The sequence below is a fragment of the Streptomyces sp. NBC_01237 genome, assembly GCF_035917275.1.
Classification (GTDB): domain Bacteria; phylum Actinomycetota; class Actinomycetes; order Streptomycetales; family Streptomycetaceae; genus Streptomyces.
The window spans coordinates 5,571,472-5,588,052 of record NZ_CP108508.1 but is presented as its reverse complement, the minus strand read 5'-3'; the positions used below and the strand labels follow the sequence as shown (position 1 = coordinate 5,588,052).

At 71.4% G+C, this 16,581-nt stretch carries 15 protein-coding genes; 6 read left to right on the top strand and 9 right to left on the bottom strand.

Features of this window, described 5'->3' with window-relative positions; all coding sequences use genetic code 11:
- The first annotated feature begins 27 nt into the window (after window positions 1-27).
- Window positions 28-759: a TetR/AcrR family transcriptional regulator gene (locus OG251_RS25070; protein WP_241838343.1), complete on the top strand. Its 732-nt coding sequence runs from the start codon at window positions 28-30 to the stop codon at window positions 757-759.
- A 52-nt stretch (window positions 760-811) separates the two neighbouring features.
- On the opposite strand, the gene OG251_RS25065 is transcribed toward OG251_RS25070, so the two are convergent.
- From OG251_RS25065 to OG251_RS25055, 3 genes are all read right to left on the bottom strand, one after another.
- The gene (locus tag OG251_RS25065) at window positions 812-2,365 is read right to left on the bottom strand and encodes an ABC transporter substrate-binding protein (protein WP_326681406.1); all 1,554 of its coding nucleotides are present in this window, start codon (window positions 2,363-2,365) and stop codon (window positions 812-814) included.
- Between the two features lie 285 nt (window positions 2,366-2,650).
- Complete coding sequence (locus OG251_RS25060) at window positions 2,651-4,090, bottom strand: metallophosphoesterase (RefSeq protein WP_326681405.1); 1,440 nt, start codon at window positions 4,088-4,090, stop codon at window positions 2,651-2,653.
- A 66-nt stretch (window positions 4,091-4,156) separates the two neighbouring features.
- Window positions 4,157-4,402 carry an SCO4848 family membrane protein gene (locus OG251_RS25055; protein WP_079182603.1) on the bottom strand — a complete coding sequence of 82 codons (246 nt, stop codon included), beginning with the start codon at window positions 4,400-4,402 and terminating at the stop codon, window positions 4,157-4,159.
- Between the two features lie 133 nt (window positions 4,403-4,535).
- Here OG251_RS25055 and OG251_RS25050 point away from each other — a divergent pair, with 133 nt between their 5' ends.
- Window positions 4,536-5,795, top strand: coding sequence for a D-alanyl-D-alanine carboxypeptidase family protein (locus OG251_RS25050; protein WP_326679243.1), 1,260 nt, complete (start codon window positions 4,536-4,538; stop codon window positions 5,793-5,795).
- Here OG251_RS25050 and OG251_RS25045 read toward each other — a convergent pair.
- Complete coding sequence (locus tag OG251_RS25045; RefSeq protein WP_326679242.1) at window positions 5,743-6,693, bottom strand: YihY/virulence factor BrkB family protein; 951 nt, start codon at window positions 6,691-6,693, stop codon at window positions 5,743-5,745. The genes OG251_RS25050 and OG251_RS25045 overlap by 53 nt on opposite strands.
- A gap of 131 nt (window positions 6,694-6,824) precedes the next feature.
- Here OG251_RS25045 and OG251_RS25040 point away from each other — a divergent pair, with 131 nt between their 5' ends.
- Together OG251_RS25040 and OG251_RS25035 are read left to right on the top strand one after the other, a co-directional pair.
- A complete protein-coding gene (locus OG251_RS25040) occupies window positions 6,825-8,174 on the top strand; it encodes an FAD-binding oxidoreductase (protein ID WP_326679241.1) in 1,350 nt (449 codons plus the stop codon).
- 176 nt (window positions 8,175-8,350) lie between these two features.
- Window positions 8,351-9,151: a decaprenylphospho-beta-D-erythro-pentofuranosid-2-ulose 2-reductase gene (locus OG251_RS25035; protein ID WP_326679240.1), complete on the top strand. Its 801-nt coding sequence runs from the start codon at window positions 8,351-8,353 to the stop codon at window positions 9,149-9,151.
- Window positions 9,152-9,208: 57 nt separating this feature from the next.
- Here OG251_RS25035 and OG251_RS25030 read toward each other — a convergent pair whose 3' ends face one another.
- Window positions 9,209-9,799, bottom strand: a complete 591-nt coding sequence (locus OG251_RS25030; RefSeq protein WP_326679239.1) for a 2'-5' RNA ligase family protein — start codon at window positions 9,797-9,799, stop codon at window positions 9,209-9,211.
- A gap of 90 nt (window positions 9,800-9,889) precedes the next feature.
- Window positions 9,890-10,903, bottom strand: coding sequence for a tryptophan--tRNA ligase (gene trpS / locus OG251_RS25025; protein WP_326679238.1), 1,014 nt, complete (start codon window positions 10,901-10,903; stop codon window positions 9,890-9,892).
- A 204-nt stretch (window positions 10,904-11,107) separates the two neighbouring features.
- Between trpS and rocD the strand changes: the two genes are divergently transcribed.
- Complete coding sequence (rocD, locus tag OG251_RS25020; protein ID WP_326679237.1) at window positions 11,108-12,313, top strand: ornithine--oxo-acid transaminase; 1,206 nt, start codon at window positions 11,108-11,110, stop codon at window positions 12,311-12,313.
- A 164-nt stretch (window positions 12,314-12,477) separates the two neighbouring features.
- Here the strand turns inward: rocD and OG251_RS25015 are convergent, their stop codons facing one another.
- Both OG251_RS25015 and OG251_RS25010 read right to left on the bottom strand, forming a co-directional pair.
- Complete coding sequence (locus tag OG251_RS25015) at window positions 12,478-13,665, bottom strand: glutathionylspermidine synthase family protein (RefSeq protein ID WP_326679236.1); 1,188 nt, start codon at window positions 13,663-13,665, stop codon at window positions 12,478-12,480.
- 5 nt (window positions 13,666-13,670) lie between these two features.
- Complete coding sequence (locus OG251_RS25010) at window positions 13,671-13,970, bottom strand: hypothetical protein (protein ID WP_326679235.1); 300 nt, start codon at window positions 13,968-13,970, stop codon at window positions 13,671-13,673.
- A gap of 136 nt (window positions 13,971-14,106) precedes the next feature.
- Here OG251_RS25010 and OG251_RS25005 point away from each other — a divergent pair, with 136 nt between their 5' ends.
- Window positions 14,107-14,949: a hypothetical protein gene (locus OG251_RS25005; RefSeq protein WP_326681404.1), complete on the top strand. Its 843-nt coding sequence runs from the start codon at window positions 14,107-14,109 to the stop codon at window positions 14,947-14,949.
- Between the two features lie 189 nt (window positions 14,950-15,138).
- Here OG251_RS25005 and pdxR read toward each other — a convergent pair whose 3' ends face one another.
- Entirely contained in the window at window positions 15,139-16,539 is a 1,401-nt protein-coding gene (gene pdxR, locus OG251_RS25000) for a MocR-like pyridoxine biosynthesis transcription factor PdxR (protein ID WP_326679234.1), read from the bottom strand.
- Between the last annotated feature and the right edge of the window lie 42 nt (window positions 16,540-16,581).

Genomic DNA, 16,581 nt, shown 5'->3' with positions numbered 1-16,581 from the left:
GCGAGCGAGAAGAAGGACGAGCAAGGTGTGAAGAGCGATCCGGGCGCGAAGGACGGCAAGCCCGCCAAGGTCCTCAAGAGCGAGCAGACCCGCACGCTCATCCTCGAAACCGCGCTCCGGCTCTTCCAGGAGCGCGGTTTCGACAAGACGACCATGCGGGCCATCGCCCAGGAGGCCGGGGTCTCCGTCGGCAACGCCTATTACTACTTCGCCAGCAAGGAGCACCTCGTCCAGGGCTTCTACGACCGGATCGGCGCCGAACACGCGGCGGCGGTCCGGGAGGTGCTGGACAACGAGACGGATCTGGAGACCCGGCTCGCCGGAGTGCTGACGTGCTGGGTGGACGTCGCGGCGCCGTACCACGAGTTCGCGGCCCAGTTCTTCAAGAACGCCGCCGACCCCGAGAGCCCGCTCAGCCCCTTCTCCGTCGAGTCCGAGCCGGCCCGCGAGGTGTCCATCGCCATCCACCGCGAGGTACTGGCGGGCTCCAAGGCCAAGATCCCCGCCGAACTCGCGGACGTCCTCCCCGAGCTGATGTGGCTCTCCCAGATGGGACTCGTCCTGTACTGGGTGTTCGACCGCTCACCGGAGCGCGAGCGCAGCCGCCGGCTCGCGGGGCGCGGTGCGCGGCTCACCACCCGGGGTGTCGCGCTCGCCCGGTTCCGGGTGCTGCGGCCGCTCGTCCACGAAGTGCACGAGCTGTTCACGGACTTCCTGCCGGGGATGGCCGAGACGGCCACCGCCCGCAAGCGCTCCTGAGGGCTGTCCCCCGTCGCCGTCAGGACCCGGGAGGCCCTGACGGCGGCTGCCGTCAGATCCAGCCCAGTTCCCACAGCCGCCAGATGCCGGTGCCGTCGGAGAGGTACTGCGACCCGGAGACGTCCGTCTTGGCGACGACGTAGTCCTTCTTCTGCCACAGCGGGACCAGCGGGACGTCCTCGCCGACCAGCTGCTGGAGCTCCTTGAAGTCGGCCGAGGTCCTGCCGCGGTCGCTGTACTGGAGCGTGGCCGTGATCAGCTCGTCCATCTGCTTGCTGGCGTAGCCGTTGTGGAGGCTGTTGTCACGGCCGACGAGCGGCTGGCTGAAGGTGTCGGGGTCCGGGTAGTCGGGAAGCCAGCCGATGGTGTACGCGTCGTAGGCGCCGTCCGCGTAACCCTTCTGGAAGTCCGTCCACTTCACGGCCTTCACCGAGACCTTGAACAGCCCGTCCTTCTCCAGCTGGCGCCGCAGCTCGGCGGTCTCCTGCGTGTACGCCTCGTCGGCCTTGTAGGCGAAGTTGATGTGCAGCGGAGTCTGCACACCGGCCTCCGCCATCAGCTTCTTGGCACGCGCGGGGTCGGGCGACGGGTACTTGTCGAAGAACGGGGTGCTGTGGCCGATGTACCCCTGCGGGATCAGCGAGTAGAGCGGTTCGACGGTGCTCTTGTAGACATCGCCCACCAGCGGACCGCGGTCGATGATCGACGCGATGGCCTGACGGACCTTCTTGTTGGCGAGCGGGGAGCCCTCACGGACGTTGAAGACGAGGTTGCGGATCTCCGCGCTGTCCGCCTCGGTGACGCGCAGGTCCGGGTCGCCGGGGTTCAGCTCGGCGAGCCGGGCGGGCGGCAGCTGGCGGTGCGTGACGTCGAGGTCGCCGCTCTTCCAGCCGGCCATCAGCTCGTCGGAGGTCTTGTAGTAGCGGATTTCGACCGGGTCGCCGGTCTTCTTGAGAGCGCCCTTGTACTTGATGTTGGGCACCAGTTCGGCCCGTACGCCCGGCTCGTAGGACTTGAGGACGTACGGCCCCGACCCGTCGACCTGCTTTCCGCTGCGGAGCTTGTTGTCCGGGTACTGGGTGGGATCGACGATCGACCCGGCTCCGGTGGCGAGCTTCTGCGGGAAGGTCGCGTCGCGCGAGGAGAGGTTGAAGGTGATGGTGCGGCCTTCGGTCACGACGTTCTTGAGGCTGGGGAACAGCGCCGAGGGCCCGACATCGGTCTTGATCCTGAGCATCCGCTCGAAGGAGTACTCGACGTCGGCGGCCGTGATCTTCCGGCCGTTGGAGAAGGTCAGATCGTTCCGCAGCTTGCACTGGTACGTCTGGAGCTTCTGCCCGACGAAGCCGCAGCTCTCGGCGGCGTCCGGTTCCGGCACGATCGCGCCGGACTTGAACGTCATCAGCGACTGGTAGAGATTGCTGTAGATCGCCCACGAGCCCGCGTCGTACGCACCGGCCGGGTCCAGCGAGGTCACCGCGTCCGTCGTGCCCACCGTGACGGGATCGTTCTTCTCCTCGCCCGAGGGAAGAAGTTGCCAGGCGCCGACGCCTGCGATGACCAGTACCGCGAAAATCGCGAGAATCCGTATCCGGATCGACCGCATTGCCGTGCTCTCCCTTACCAGCCCCACCTCGGCATTGCGCTCAGACACGCACATTGCCGCATGCTCGCGCTTACCCAATCACACGATTTTCACAACTGGAAGAGTAAATGGGGCACTCACAGGGATTTGTTCGCCACCTGGAACATAGGGTGTCCGAAAAGACAGCTTACGGCCTCCCACCTGCAGTTTTTCGTAGCAGACCGTGACGCTTCGGTGCGGATTCCCGGAGAACGCCGAACGCCCTCATCGATCGTGCTAGAGGCTGTCCCGATCATGGAGCGGCCTCTAGGCCTGCCGGGAGGCGAGTTCCACGACGGTGATGTCGGAGGCCGCCCCGACCCGCACGGGCGGCCCCCAGGCCCCGGCGCCGCGGGAGACGTAGAGCTGGGTGTCGCCGTAGCGTTCGAGCCCGGCGACGGTGGGGTTGGCCAGCCCGGCGATGAGACTGCCGGGCCAGAGCTGACCACCGTGGGTGTGACCGGAGAGCTGGAGGTCGACTCCGTGCTCCACGGCGTCATGGATGACGACCGGCTGGTGCGCGAGGAGGACGGCGGCGCGGGCCCGGTCCCGGTCACCGAGCGCCCGTACGAAGTCGGGGCCCTGGCCCTCGCTCTCGCCCGCGATGTCGTTGACCCCGGCGAGGTCGAAGCCGTCGAACTCGACCCGGGCGTTCTCCAGCGGGTGCAGACCCAGCTCGCGCACATGGTCGACCCACTGGGCGGCACCGGAGAAGTACTCGTGGTTGCCGGTGACGAAGTAGCTGCCGTGCCGCGCTTCGAGCCGGGCCAGCGGCTCCGCGGCGGTGCCCAGGTCCGCGACGGACCCGTCGACCAGGTCACCGACGACGGCGATCAGATCGGGCCGGGTCGCGTTGACCGCGTCGACGATGCGCGTCGTGTGGGCGCGGCCGAGGATCGGGCCGAGGTGGACATCGCTGACGACGGCGATCCGGTAGCCGTGCGCCGAGCGGGGCAGCTTGGCGAGCGGCACGGTGATCCGCTTGGTGCGGGGGCCGCGCAGCACCCCGTACGTGCCGTATCCGACGGTGCCAAGCCCGGCGACGGCGGCCGCGCCGCCGACGGCCCTGGCGACGAACAGCCGCCGCGAGGGGCCGGTGGCGGGCGGGGCCGCGGCTGGGGCTGCGGCTGGGGCTGCGGCTGCGGCGGACTCGGCGCCTTCCGGGGGCGCGGTGGCCTGCGGGGGCGCGGTGGCTTGCGCGGGCGCGATGGCTTGCGCGGGCGCGATGGCTTGCGCGGGCTCGTGCCCGGCCCTCCCGTCGGCCGGGGGCGCGGGCGAGTCGGCCGGGGCGCCTGCCAGGGCAGGGGCCCCGGTACGCGGGCGGGCGCTCCTCTTCTCCCCGCTCTCCTCCGCTGCCTCCTCCGCGCTCCTCTCCTCGGCCGCCCCGCGGTCCCGGCGGGCGAGCACCCGGCTCAGGACCGGGCGTACGGCCTCGCCGACGAGCAGAGCCAGCGTCAGATACAGCAGGGCGGCCAGCCACAGATAGCCCGGCCAGGCCAGTACCTGCTGGAGCCAGAAGGGGGCGCCCGCACGGCCGGAGACCAGTGCGCCGACGCTCAGCAGCGGCAGGACGAACGCGGCGACCGTGCCCGCCCCGCGCATCGCGCTGCCCCGAGCCGTCGTGTCACCGACGAAGCGACGCCACACGTAGCGGTGCACGGCGACGAGCAGCGCCAGCACCGCGAGCGCCACCAGGACGAAGACCACTGCCACGTGTGTTCCCCCACATACATCTCCTCGGACCGGCCCGTGCGCCGGTCCGCGTACGGATGATCAGGCGCGCTCCCGGCGCAAAGCCCTGACACCACGGAACCCGATCACCCCAACCGCCGTCCCCAGAAGAAAGGACGTGATGGCGAGCAGCAGGTGCACCCAGAAGTACGTGGTCGGGTCGCCCGCGTCGTCGAACGCGAGCCCGCTGCCGTCCTTCCACAGGTTCTTGACGAAAGTGATCCAGATGAACCAGCTCCACACCCCGAACGCGAGCAGGAACCAGGAGACGGGGCGGCTGAGCTTCATGGATTCAGTATCGCCGCCGCCCTCCGGCCGGGTCGCCCGGGGTGGGGACCGAGGTGGGCTGTACCGGCGGAACCTGCGGCGGGTCCGGCGGTCCGGGTCCCCATCCACATCTTCGCCCTGTACGTTTCCGACCGTGCCTGCTCTGAAAAAGACCGTGTTGACGGTCATCTCTGCCGCATTGCTGTCCGGTTTTGTCCTTAGTCCCGCGTCGGCGGCGGACAAGGACAAGACCGACGACAAACAGCCGAAGCCGACGCACCCGATGTCGAGCGTCGGCGGGGAGCAGCTCGCCAAGGTCGGTACGCAGGTCAATCTCGGGACGGGCGCCCCGGTGCTGCCCAAGGACCTCACGGGCCGGTCGTGGATCGTCGCGGACGCGGAGAACGGCCAGGTGCTGGCGGCGCACAACTCGCACTGGCGGCTGCCGCCCGCCTCCACCCTGAAGATGCTCTTCGCGGACACGGTCCTCCCCGCGCTCCAGCCGAAGTCCCTCAGCCACACGGTGACGGAGGAGGAGCTGGCCGGTGTCGGCGCGGGCAGCAGCCTGGTGGGCGTCAAGGAGGACCAGACGTACACGGTCCATGACCTGTGGCTGGGGGTGTTCCTGCGCTCGGGCAACGACGCGGTGCATGTGCTGGCCTCGATGTTCGGCGGTGTCCCCAAGACCGTCGCGGCGATGCAGAGCCACGCCGAGGAATTGCAGGCGCTCGACACCACGGTGGTCTCGCCGGACGGGTACGACGCGCCGAACCAGGTCTCCAGCGCGTACGACCTCACCCTGTTCGCCCGCAGCGGGCTGCAGAAGAAGGACTTCCGCGAGTACTGCGCGACGGCCACCGCCGACTTCCCCGGCGAGGAGAAGGGCAAGAAGCGCGAGAGCTTCGAGATCCAGAACACCAACCGGCTGATCACCGGGGACATCGGCGTGGACCCGTACAAGGGCATCGCGGGCGTCAAGAACGGCTACACGACCCACGCGGGCAACACCTTCACCGGGGTCGCCGAGCGTGATGGCAGGGTGCTGCTGGTCACCGTCATGAACCCGTCGTCGGACGAGAGCCACGCCGTGTACAAGGAGGCCGCGAGCCTGCTCGACTGGGGCTTCGCCGCGAGCGGCAAGGTGACGCCGGTCGGCGAGCTGGTACCGCCGAAGTCCGCGGAGACCGGGAGCGGGAAGGGCGCACAGCCGGCCGCCGGGGCGCACAAGTCGGGGCAGGACGGGGCGAAGGACGCGAAGAACGCGAAGGCCGCCGCCGCCACCGAGGGGTCCAGCGGGGTCGGGATCGCCCTGGCGATCGTCGGCGGGCTGCTGGTAGTGCTGGCAGCCGGGGTGTTCCTGGTCAACCGGCGCTGGCCGCTGCCCGACCTGGTCCGTCGCTTCCCCCGTCGCTGACGGCTTCTGCGGCTTCTGTGGTCCCTCCGGCTTCTCCTGCCTGCTCGCTCCTGCTCCGCGTCGCCGTCCAGGCGGCGCAGAACAGCAGCAGTTTCGCGGTGAAGTTGATCCACAGGAGCAGGGCGACGGGCACGCCGAACGCCCCGTACATGCTCTTCGAGGCCACGCCCTTCATATAGCTGCCGAGCAGCAGCTTGAGCAGTTCGAAGCCGATCGCGCCGAGCAGTCCGGCGACCATCAGCCGGCGCCTCGGCGGCTCCACACCGGGGAGCAGCGTCAGCAGATAGAGCAGCAGCAGGAAGTCGGCGACCACCGCCACCACCAGGGCGGCCACCTGCAGCAGCACACCGCCCGCGCCGTGGTCGGGGATGCCCAGCTGATCGGCGGTCCAGCCGACGGCCGTCGAACCGACCGCGGAGGCCGCCAGCGTCGCGAGTGCCGCGCCGCCGAGCCCCAGCAGCAGCCCCGCGTCCTTGAGCTTGCGGACGACCGGGTTGCCCTCCTCCGCGTCGTCCACCTCCCAGACCGCGCGCAGACAGTCCCGCAGGGAGCCGACCCAGCCGATGCCGGTGAAGAGCAGCAGCGCACCGGCCACCACGCCGACCGTGCCCGCGTGGGCCACCAGATTGTCGATACCCAGCTGGTCGGAGATGCCCGGCACCTGCTCGGTGATCTTGTCCTCGATCTTGTCCAGCTGCTTGTCGGAGAGCAGCGCGGCACCGATCGCCGCACCGACCGCGATCAGCGGGAAGAGCGCGAGGAAGCTGATGAAGGTGATGGCGGCGGCGAGCCTGGCCCAGTGGACCCGCTCCAGCGTCTCGTAGGAGCGCCAGGCGTGTGTCTCCATCAGCCGCGAGACGAGCGGCCCGATGACGGGGAGTTTTTTCAGCCAGTCCATGACGTACGCGTACCCTCCAGGCCCCGAAGAACCGGTGTCGGCTGCCCCCTGACACCCAATCAATCACCCATTCCGGTGAGTACCGTAACAAATACCCAAAAGGGGTTTTCTCTGGCGATACGGTCACGATCATGTCCGTCGACACGGTGTCCTTGACCGGCTGGGGCCGCACCGCCCCGACGACCGCGCTGCGGTTCCGCCCTCGCAGCCACGAGGAGGCTGCCGCCGTGGTACGCGGCCGCGGGCCCCGTGGCGCCCTCGCCCGCGGGCTCGGCCGCTCCCACGGCGACGCGGCCCAGAACGCGGGCGGCTCCGTCCTCGACATGACCGCGCTGGACCGGATCCACAGCATCGACACCCGCACCGGCACCGTGGTCTGCGACGCGGGGGTGAGCCTGCGCCGGCTGATGGAGGTGCTGCTGCCGCTCGGCCGGTTCGTACCCGTCACCCCCTCGACCGGCCGGATCACCGTCGGCGGCGCGATCGGCGCCGATGTCCACGGCCGCGACCACCGCCTCTCCGGTTCCTTCTCCCGGCATGTGAGCGCGCTGGAACTGCTCACCGCGGACGGCGAGGTGCGTACGGTGCTGCCCGGCACCGACCTCTTCGACGCGACCACCGGCGGCCTGGGGCTGACCGGTGTCGTCCTCACCGCCACGCTCCGGTTCGAGCCGGTCACCACATCACTGATGTCGGTCGACACGCAACGGGCGGGGGATCTGGACGATCTGCTGGCACGGTTCACGGCGGCCGGTGACCGGCACCGCTACGCGTCCGCCCGGATCGATCTGCTGGCGCGGGGCAGGGCGACGGGACGCGGCGTGCTCACCCAGGGGTCGCACGCGCCCCTCCAGGCGCTCCCGGCGCACGCCCGGCGCACACCGCTCGCGTTCCGTCCGGGGCTGCTGCCCGCCGTCCCCGCGTTCGTCCCGGAAAGGCTGCTCGGCCGGACCTCCGCCGCCCTGTTCAACGAGCTGCGCCACCGCGGCGCCCCCAGGTCCCGCACCGGTGAGCTCCAGCGGATCACCACCTTCTTCCACGCCCTGGACGGCGTACCGCACGGGAACCGGCTGCACGGGCGCTGCGGCTTCGTGCGCTACGAGTTCGTCGTCGGGTACGGGCAGGAGGAGGCACTGCGCCGGGTGGTGGAGCGGATCTCACGGCACCGCCACCCCTCGTTCCTCGCCGTGCTCAAACGGTTCGGCGACGCCGATCCGGGCTGGCTGTCCTTCCCGGTGCCCGGCTGGTCCCTCGCGTTCGACCTGCCGGCCGGTCCGCCCGGTCAGGGGCGGTTCCTGGACGGGCTCGACGAGGAGGTGGCGGCGGCCGGCGGCCGGGTCTGTCTGGCGAAGGACTCCCGGCTGCGGCCCGGGGCGCTGGCCGCGATGTATCCGCGGCTGGCCGGGTTCCGGGCGCTGCGGGCGGAGCTGGACCCGGGCGGAGCGTTCCGGTCCGACCTGTCCCGCCGGCTCTCGCTCTGAAGCCCGCCCGTCCGGCACTCCCGCGGCCTCCACCGGGTCCACCTCGCCTCGTCAGGCCCCCTGACCCTCGCCCGGCATCCCTGTCCCTCGCCCGGCATCCCTGCCCCTCGCCCGGCATCCCTGTCCCCGCCCGTTCCCCGCCCGTTCCCCGCCCGTTCCCCGCTAGGAGTGTTTTCGTGAAGGACGCCTTCGGTGCCCCGCAGTCCCTGCTCGTCCTCGGCGGCACCTCGGAGATCGCCCTGGCCACCGCCCGCAGGCTGATCGCGCTGCGCACCCGCACGGTGTGGCTGGCCGGCCGCCCCTCCCCCGCCCTGGAGGCGGCCGCCGCCGGGCTGCGCGCACGGGGCGCCGAGGTCCGTACCGTCACCTTCGACGCCCTCGACTCCGCGTCCCACGAGGCGGTGCTCGGCAAGGTCTTCGCGGAGGGCGACATCGATGTGGTGCTGATGGCGTTCGGCATCCCCGGTGACCAGGCGCGCGACGAGGAGGAGCCGCTCTCCGCGGTCCGGGTCGCCCAGACCAACTACACGGGGGCGGTCTCCGCCGGGCTGGTGTGCGCGGGCGCACTCCAGGCGCAGGGGCATGGATCGCTGGTCGTGCTCTCCTCCGTGTCCGGTGAGCGCGCCCGGCGCGCGGACTTCATCTACGGGTCGAGCAAGGCGGGCCTGGACGCGTTCGCCCAGGGGCTGGGCGACGCGCTGCACGGCACCGGGGTGCAGGTGATGGTCGTACGCCCCGGAGTGGTGCGCCCCGCAGCCGTCCGCCCCTCGGCCGGCCGCGCCGGAGCCGCCGGTGACAGCCGGACGGCGCAGACGGCGGAACAGGCGTTCACGACGACGCCGGAAGCGGTCGCGGACGCGATCGTGACGGGGCTGCGGCGGCGTACGGAGACGGTGTGGGTACCGGGGGCGCTACGGGTGGTGATGTCGGCGCTGCGCCATGTGCCGCGCCCGCTGTTCCGACGCCTGCCGGTGTAGCGCGGGGCCGGGGCAGCGGGGCCGGGGCAGCGGGCCGGGAGAGCGCGGGGTCCCGGGTCAGGAGCGCAGCGACGGCTCGTCGACGGAGGAGCCGCCCTGTGCGGGGACGGCGGGCGCGCCGCCCCCGCCCCCGAACGGGAACTCGTTGATCTTGCGCCAGACCGCGTCCGCGCCCTGTTCGTAGAGCGCGAAGGAACCGCAGGTCCAGGCCGCCTCGTACGAGGAGAGCTCCGCGTACGCCCGGTCCATCGCCTCCTCGGAGATGCCGTGCGCCACGGTGACATGCGGGTGGTACGGGAACTGGAGCTCGCGCACCAGCGGCCCCGAGGCGTCCCGGACCCGCTTCTGCAGCCAGGAGCAGGCCGAGGCGCCCTCGACCACCTGGACGAAGACGACCGGCGAGAGCGGCCGGAAGGTCCCGGTGCCGTACAGCCTCATCGGGAAGGGGCGGCCGGCCGTGGCGATCCGGGCGAGATGCGCCTCGACCGCGGGGAGGTCGGCCGCCCGCGCCTCGGTCGGCGGGAGCAGGGTGACGTGGGTGGGAATGCCGTACGCGGCAGGGTCCCCGAAGCTCGCGCGCCGCTCCTGGAGCAGGCTGCCGTAGGGCTCCGGGACCGCGATCGAAACGCCAAGCGTTACGGTCCCCACGTCGTTCTCCTCAATCGTCGGTGGTCGTTTTCCTGATCTGCCGCCGCAAGTGTGCCGTCTGCGGCCCCGATCTCGCCAGGGCCGTTGGCCTCAGTGCTTGGCGGGCAGAAGGCCCATGCGGTCGTAGCTCTGCGCCAGGGTCTCCGCGGCGACGGTCCTGGCCTTCTCCGCGCCCTTGGCCAGGACGGAGTCCAGCGTCTCCGGGTCGTCCAGGTATTCCTGCGTACGGCTCCGGAACGGGGTGACGAACTCCACCATGACCTCGGCGAGGTCGGTCTTGAGCGCACCGTAGCCCTTGCCCTCGTACTTCTGCTCCAGATCCGCGATTCCGGTTCCGGTGAGGGTGGAGTAGACGCTCAGGAGGTTGCTGACGCCCGGCTTGTTCTCCGCGTCGAAACGGATGACCGTGTCGGTGTCGGTGACGGCGCTCTTGACCTTCTTCATCGTGATCTTCGGATCGTCCAGGAGGTTGATGAGGCCCTTCGGCGTGGATGCCGACTTGCTCATCTTGACCGACGGGTCCTGGAAGTCGTAGATCTTGCCCGTCTCCTTGAGGATGTACGGGGCCGGGACGGTGAACGTCTGCCCGAACCGGCCGTTGAACCGCTCGGCGAGGTCCCGGGTGAGCTCGATGTGCTGGCGCTGGTCCTCACCGACCGGAACCTGGTCGGCCTGGTAGAGCAGGATGTCCGCGACCTGGAGAACCGGGTAGGTGAAAAGGCCCACGGTCGCCCGGTCGGCACCCTGCCTGGCGGACTTGTCCTTGAACTGCGTCATCCGCGACGCCTCGCCGAAGCCGGTGAGGCAGTTCATGATCCAGGCGAGCTGGGCGTGCTCGGGGACGTGGCTCTGCACGAAGAGCGTGCACCGCTCGGGGTCCAGACCGGCCGCCAGCAGCTGGGCGGCCGCGAGCCGGGTGTTCGCGCGCAGCTCCGCGGGGTCCTGCGGAACGGTGATCGCATGCAGGTCGACGATCATGTAAAAGGCGTCGTGGGACTCCTGCAGCGCCACCCACTGGCGAACGGCACCGAGGTAGTTGCCGAGGTGGAACGAGCCTGCGGTGGGCTGGATTCCGGAGAGCACGCGAGGAAGATCAGAGGCCATGGAATCCATTGTCTCAGGTACACAACCGTTCTCCGGCAGCCGGTGTACGGCGCAATTCGGCGTGCCCCGCGCACGCTGCACCTGGGTCACGGCACGGTCTGCGCCGGGGCGCGCCGCGCGGTGAAGGTTTCCTCGCGCCGGATCGAACCGACGATACAAAGTGGGCACCACCCCCGCCCACGCCATACGACGAACGGAGATCCCGTGTCGATCACGGAAACTGCCATCGCCTCCGCCGAGGCGCACAGCGCGCACAACTACCACCCGTTGCCGGTCGTCGTCGCCTCGGCGGACGGTGCCTGGATGACCGATGTCGAGGGGCGCCGCTATCTCGACATGCTCGCCGGGTACTCGGCGCTGAACTTCGGCCACGGCAACCGCCGCCTGATCGAGGCGGCCAAGACGCAGCTGGAGCGGGTGACCCTGACCTCCAGGGCGTTCCACCACGACCGGTTCGCCGACTTCTGTACGGAGCTCGCCGAGTTGTGCGGCATGGAGATGGTCCTGCCGATGAACACGGGCGCCGAGGCGGTGGAGACCGCGGTGAAGACGGCCCGCAAGTGGGGCTACCGGGTCAAGGGCGTCCCGGACGGCATGGCGAAGATCATCGTCGCCGCGGAGAACTTCCACGGCAGGACGACCACGATCGTCAGCTTCTCCACGGACCACGAGGCACGGGACGACTACGGCCCGTACACCCCGGGGTTCGAGATCGTGCCGTACGGGGACCTGACCGCGCTCCGTGCCGCGATGACGGAGAACACGGTGGCGGTGCTGCTGGAGCCCATCCAGGGCGAGGCCGGGGTGCTGGTGCCGCCGCCCGGCTACCTCCCCGGGGTGCGGGAGCTGACGCGCGAGCGGAATGTGCTGTTCATCGCGGATGAGATCCAGTCGGGCCTGGGCCGGACCGGGAGGACGTTCGCCTGTGAGCACGAGGGCGTGGTGCCCGACATGTATCTGCTCGGCAAGGCCCTGGGCGGCGGGGTCGTGCCGGTGTCGGCGGTGGTCTCGTCGGAGGCGGTGCTGGGTGTGTTCCGGCCCGGTGAGCACGGCTCGACGTTCGGCGGGAATCCGCTGGCGTGCGCGGTCGCGCTGGAGGTGATCGCGATGCTGCGGACGGGCGAGTTCCAGCAGCGGGCGGCGGAGCTGGGCGACCACCTCCACCGGGAGCTGGGGCTGCTGGTGGGCGGTGGCGCGGTGGAGGCCGTCCGGGGGCGCGGCCTGTGGGCCGGCGTCGACATCGCCCCTGCCCTGGGCACCGGCCGGGAGATCTCCGAGCGGCTGATGGAGCGCGGGGTGCTGGTCAAGGACACCCATGGCTCGACGATCCGGATCGCACCGCCGCTGGTGATCAGCAAGGAGGACCTGGACTGGGGCCTGGAACAGCTCCGGGCGGTCCTGAGCGCGTGAGCGACTCGGTGTGAGCGCCGGCGCGTGAGCGGCTCGGCGCGAGCCCCCGGGCGTGAGGATCCCGGGCGTGAGGATCCCGGGCGTGAGGGTCCCGGGCCGCGATCCTTCGGCGGCGGGTGCGCGGCGCGGTCGTCGCGCGCCCGCCGGGGATCACGGGACAGTCCTCAGAGGATGACGTGGGGCAGGAAGCGGGCGTACTCGTCCGTGACCGGTCCCGCCGATTCCCGGATGCCGAGCCCGGCGGCCTCGTCCTCGACGACCCAGGCACCCAGCACGACCCGGTTGCCGTCGAAGTCGGGCAGCGGGGCGAGCTCCTGGTAGCAGCAGGGCTCGTCCCGTACCGCCGCCGCGCTTCCCGGCCCGTGGAGGGCGACCCCGGCACCCTCGCGGCCGAGCAGGGGCTTGGAGACGTATCCCGCCCCGCCGGGCCCGGCCAGCTCGCGGGGACCGTCGAGGTAGGACGGCAGGAGGTTGGGGTGCCCCGGGTACAGCTCCCACAGGACGGCCAGCAGCGCCTTGTTGGAGAGGAGCATCTTCCAGGCGGGCTCGATCCAGCAGGTGGTTCCGGTGCCGCCGCCGTTGTCGAGGGTGTCCAGCACATGCGGTCCGAAGCGGTCCGTCGCCAGCCACTCCCAGGGGTAGAGCTTGAAGCAGCTCCGGATGAAGCGGAGCCGCTCGTCGACGAAACGCCCGGCCAGCCGGTCCCAGCCGATCTGTTCGACGGAGAGTGCCTCGGTGTCGATCCCGGCCTGCTGGGCGGTCTCGCGCAGATACGCGACCGTCATCAGGTCCTCGCCGAGCTCGTCGCCGTCCGAGTGCGCGAAGTACAGCGGTCCCGGGGGCAGCAGGGGAGCCTGCCGCTTCCAGGCGTCGACAAGGCGTTCATGGAGGGAGTTCCACTGGTCCGCGCCGGGGAAGCGGTCCTCCATCCAGAACCACTGCGGACTGGCCGCCTCCACCAGCGAGGTCGGGGTGTCGGCGTTGTACTCCAGCATCTTCGCCGGGCCCGTACCGTCGTAGCACAGGTCGAACCGGCCGTACAGGGAGGGCAGTTCGGCGCGGCGCTGCCAGGACTCGGCGATCAGCGCGGTCAGCCCGCGGTCGGTGATGCCGAGATCGGCGAACCGGTCCCGCTCCACGATGTGCGCGGCGGCGGCCAGGCACATGGTGTGCAGTTCCTCGACGACCTCTTCGAGCGCCTCGACCTCGGGGAGCGAGAAGGTGTAGTAGGCGCTCTCGTCCCAGTAGGGGCGCAGCGATCCGTCCGGGTAACGGGTGAGCGGGTAGACCAGGCCCTGTCGCTCGACGGTCTCCTGCCAGCCGGGGCGCGGCTCGATGGTGCGGCGCTGCACGGCGTTCAGCCGCCGCCCGTCCCGGAGCAGCCGAAGCCGCCCCGGTCGACCGCCGACTTGTCGAAGCTGCCGCCGGTCACCTTGCCGTTCGCGGTGCGGCCGCCGTAGTAGTACGAGCCGCTGCCGCCGCCACCGCTCCCCCCGCCACTTCCACTGCCCCTGCACTCGTAGCTGGGCAGTGTGTCCTGGGTCAGCGGGTCGACGCACCGCCGGTCCGGATCCGAACCGCAGGAGGTGATCGTCGCCGCGAGCACTCCCATGCCGCCGAGCACCACGGTGCTCGACCTCAGCCTGCGCTTGGCCATATTTCGCTCCCCCGTTGCCCTGCCATGTCCTGTTCGGCCCACTGTCAGACCGCTCGTCAGATTAGATGGCCGATCCACCTGACCGGAACCCGGTGCGTCAACCACGCGCCAGTAGAGTCCCTATGTGCTCTTTGGAATGATCTGCGCGCTCGCTTCCGCGGTCTGCTTCGGTACGGCTTCCGTCCTCCAGGCCGTCGCGGCCCGCGCCGCGGCACGGCCCGGCTCCGACGCGGGGGTCGATCCGGCGCTGCTGCTGCGGGCGCTGCGGCAGTGGCGTTACGTCGCCGGACTCGGCCTGGACGGTCTCGGTTTCGTCTTCCAGGTCATCGCGTTGCGCTCGCTGCCGATCTACGCCGTGGGTGCGGCACTCGCCGCGAGCCTCGCCGTCACCGCCGTGGTCGCCGCCCGTCTCCTCGACGTCCGGCTGACCGGCACCGAATGGGGCGCGGTCGGTGTGGTGGTCGCCGGGCTGGGCATGCTGGGTCTCGCCTCCGGCTCGGAGGGGCATCTGACGGGTTCGGACGCGCTGCGCTGGTCGATGCTGGGAATCGCGTGCGGCGTGCTGCTCGTCGGCGCTGCGGCCGGAAGGCTCCCCGAGCGGCCCCGGGCGCTCGTGCTGGGGCTCGGGGCGGGGTGCGGTTTCGGGGTGGTCGAGGTCGCGGTCCGGCTGATCGACGACGTGGCTCCGGCCGCGTTGCTCGCCAACCCCGCGACGTACGCCCTGCTGCTGGGCGGCGGCTCGGCGTTCCTGCTGCTCACGTCGGCCCTGCAACGCGGTTCGGTGACCACCGCGACGGCCGGGATGGTGCTCGGCGAGACGATCGGGCCGGCGCTCGTGGGCGTCGTCTGGCTCGGCGACGAGACCCGGGACGGCCTGGGCTGGCTGGCTGTCACCGGCTTCGCGGTGGCCGTCGCGGGGGCGCTCGCCCTGGCCCGGTTCGGCGAGGCGCCGGTGGACCGGGCGGCGGACCCGGCGTAACCGGCGCGCGTACAGGGCGCGTTCGGTGCGCGGGCCGGTGTGACCGGCTCGCGGCAGGGGGGCGGTGCGCGACGCCGATGTGTCACCCCGCGAGCGCGGGCGCGCACAGGAGCGGGCGCGGCAGGCGGGCCACAGACTGGACGGGGTGGCGCTCCGTCGGCGCCCCGAGCACGGGCGCGGCAGGCGGTTCTACGGCAGCACCCGGCACAGGGCGTCCAGCGTGCCCGCCCAGGCGCTGTCGGGCGGGGAGCCGTAACCGATCACCAGCGCGTCGCGGCCCGCCGGGGCGTCGCGGTGCCGGAAGCGGGCGAGGCCCTCCAGGGCCAGCCCCTGCCGGGCCGCCGCCTGGATCACCGCGCGCTCGCTGCCCTCGGGGAGTTCGAGGACCGCGTGCAGCCCCGCCGCGATGCCGCCGACCCGGATGTCCGGCGCGCGTTCGGCGAGCGCCGCGACGAGCTGGTCGCGGCGGCGCCGGTAGCGCAGCCGCATGGACCGCACATGCCGGTCGTACGCCCCCGAGACGATGAACTCCGCGAGCGTCAGCTGGTCCGGCGCACTCGTCATCCAGTCGGACTCCCCCTTGGCGTGGGCCACCTCCGTCACCATCCCCCGGGGCAGCACCATCCAGCCCAGCCTGAGGCCGGGCGCGAGGGACTTGCTCGCCGTCCCGAGGTAGACGACCCGCTCCGGATCCAGCCCCTGGAGCGCCCCCACCGCCTGCCGGTCGTAGCGGAACTCCCCGTCGTAGTCGTCCTCCAGGATCAGCCCCGCGGTGGACCGGGCCCAGTCCACCGCGGCGGCCCGCCGGTCCGGGTGCAGCGGGACGCCCGTCGGGAACTGGTGCGCGGGCGTGAGCAGGACCGCCCCGGCACCGTGCGTCCCGGCCAGCTCCCCGGTACGGGAGCCGAGCGCGTCCATCGGCAGGCACGGGGTGCGCAGCCCGGCCTGCGTCAGAAGGTTCCAGTGGACATCGAGCCCGTACGCCTCGACGGCGACCTCCCGCACCCGGCGCTGCCCGAGCACCCGGCCCAGCAGCGCCAGCCCGTGGACGAACCCGGAACAGATCACGATCCGCTCCGGAGCCGCGTACACGCCCCGGGCCCGCGCCAGATAGTCGGCCAGCACGGTGCGCAGCTCGACACGTCCGCGCGGATCGCCGTACCCGAACGCCTCGTTGGGGGCGTCGGTCAGCGCGCGGCGGGCCGCCTTGAGCCACTCGGCGCGCGGGAAGGCGGAGAGGTCCGGCGACCCGGGTTTCAGGCTGTGGGCGGGCCCGGACCGCGGCGGACGGGACAGGGGCGCGGCCCGGTCCGCCTCGCGCGGCGCGGACCGCCGGGCGACCCGGGTCCCCGAGCCCTGACGGGCGGTGAGCCAGCCCTCGGCGACCAGTTCGGCGTACGCGTCGGCGACGGTGTTGCGGGCGATGCCCAGGTCCGCGGCGAGCGAGCGGGAGGACGGCAGGCGGGTACCGGGCGCCAGCCGTCCGGTGCGTACGGCCTTCCGCAACGCCTCCATCAGCCCACTGCGCAGGCCGCCCCCGACCCGGTCGAGGTGCAGGTCGGCGCCGAAAGTGGCCCAGGAATCCGTCATGGAAATGGACCATACAGCTGCGCCACCGTGCCCGTAATGTCG

Coding starts and splice junctions, on each gene's coding strand:
- OG251_RS25065 (WP_326681406.1), bottom strand. CDS start 2,365: ATGCGGTCGATCCGGATACGGATTCTCGCGATTTTCGCGGTACTGGTC.
- OG251_RS25055 (WP_079182603.1), bottom strand. CDS start 4,402: ATGAAGCTCAGCCGCCCCGTCTCCTGGTTCCTGCTCGCGTTCGGGGTG.
- OG251_RS25045 (WP_326679242.1), bottom strand. CDS start 6,693: ATGGACTGGCTGAAAAAACTCCCCGTCATCGGGCCGCTCGTCTCGCGG.
- OG251_RS25040 (WP_326679241.1), top strand. CDS start 6,825: ATGTCCGTCGACACGGTGTCCTTGACCGGCTGGGGCCGCACCGCCCCG.
- trpS (WP_326679238.1), bottom strand. CDS start 10,903: ATGGCCTCTGATCTTCCTCGCGTGCTCTCCGGAATCCAGCCCACCGCA.
- OG251_RS25010 (WP_326679235.1), bottom strand. CDS start 13,970: ATGGCCAAGCGCAGGCTGAGGTCGAGCACCGTGGTGCTCGGCGGCATG.
- OG251_RS25005 (WP_326681404.1), top strand. CDS start 14,107: ATGATCTGCGCGCTCGCTTCCGCGGTCTGCTTCGGTACGGCTTCCGTC.
- pdxR (WP_326679234.1), bottom strand. CDS start 16,539: ATGACGGATTCCTGGGCCACTTTCGGCGCCGACCTGCACCTCGACCGG.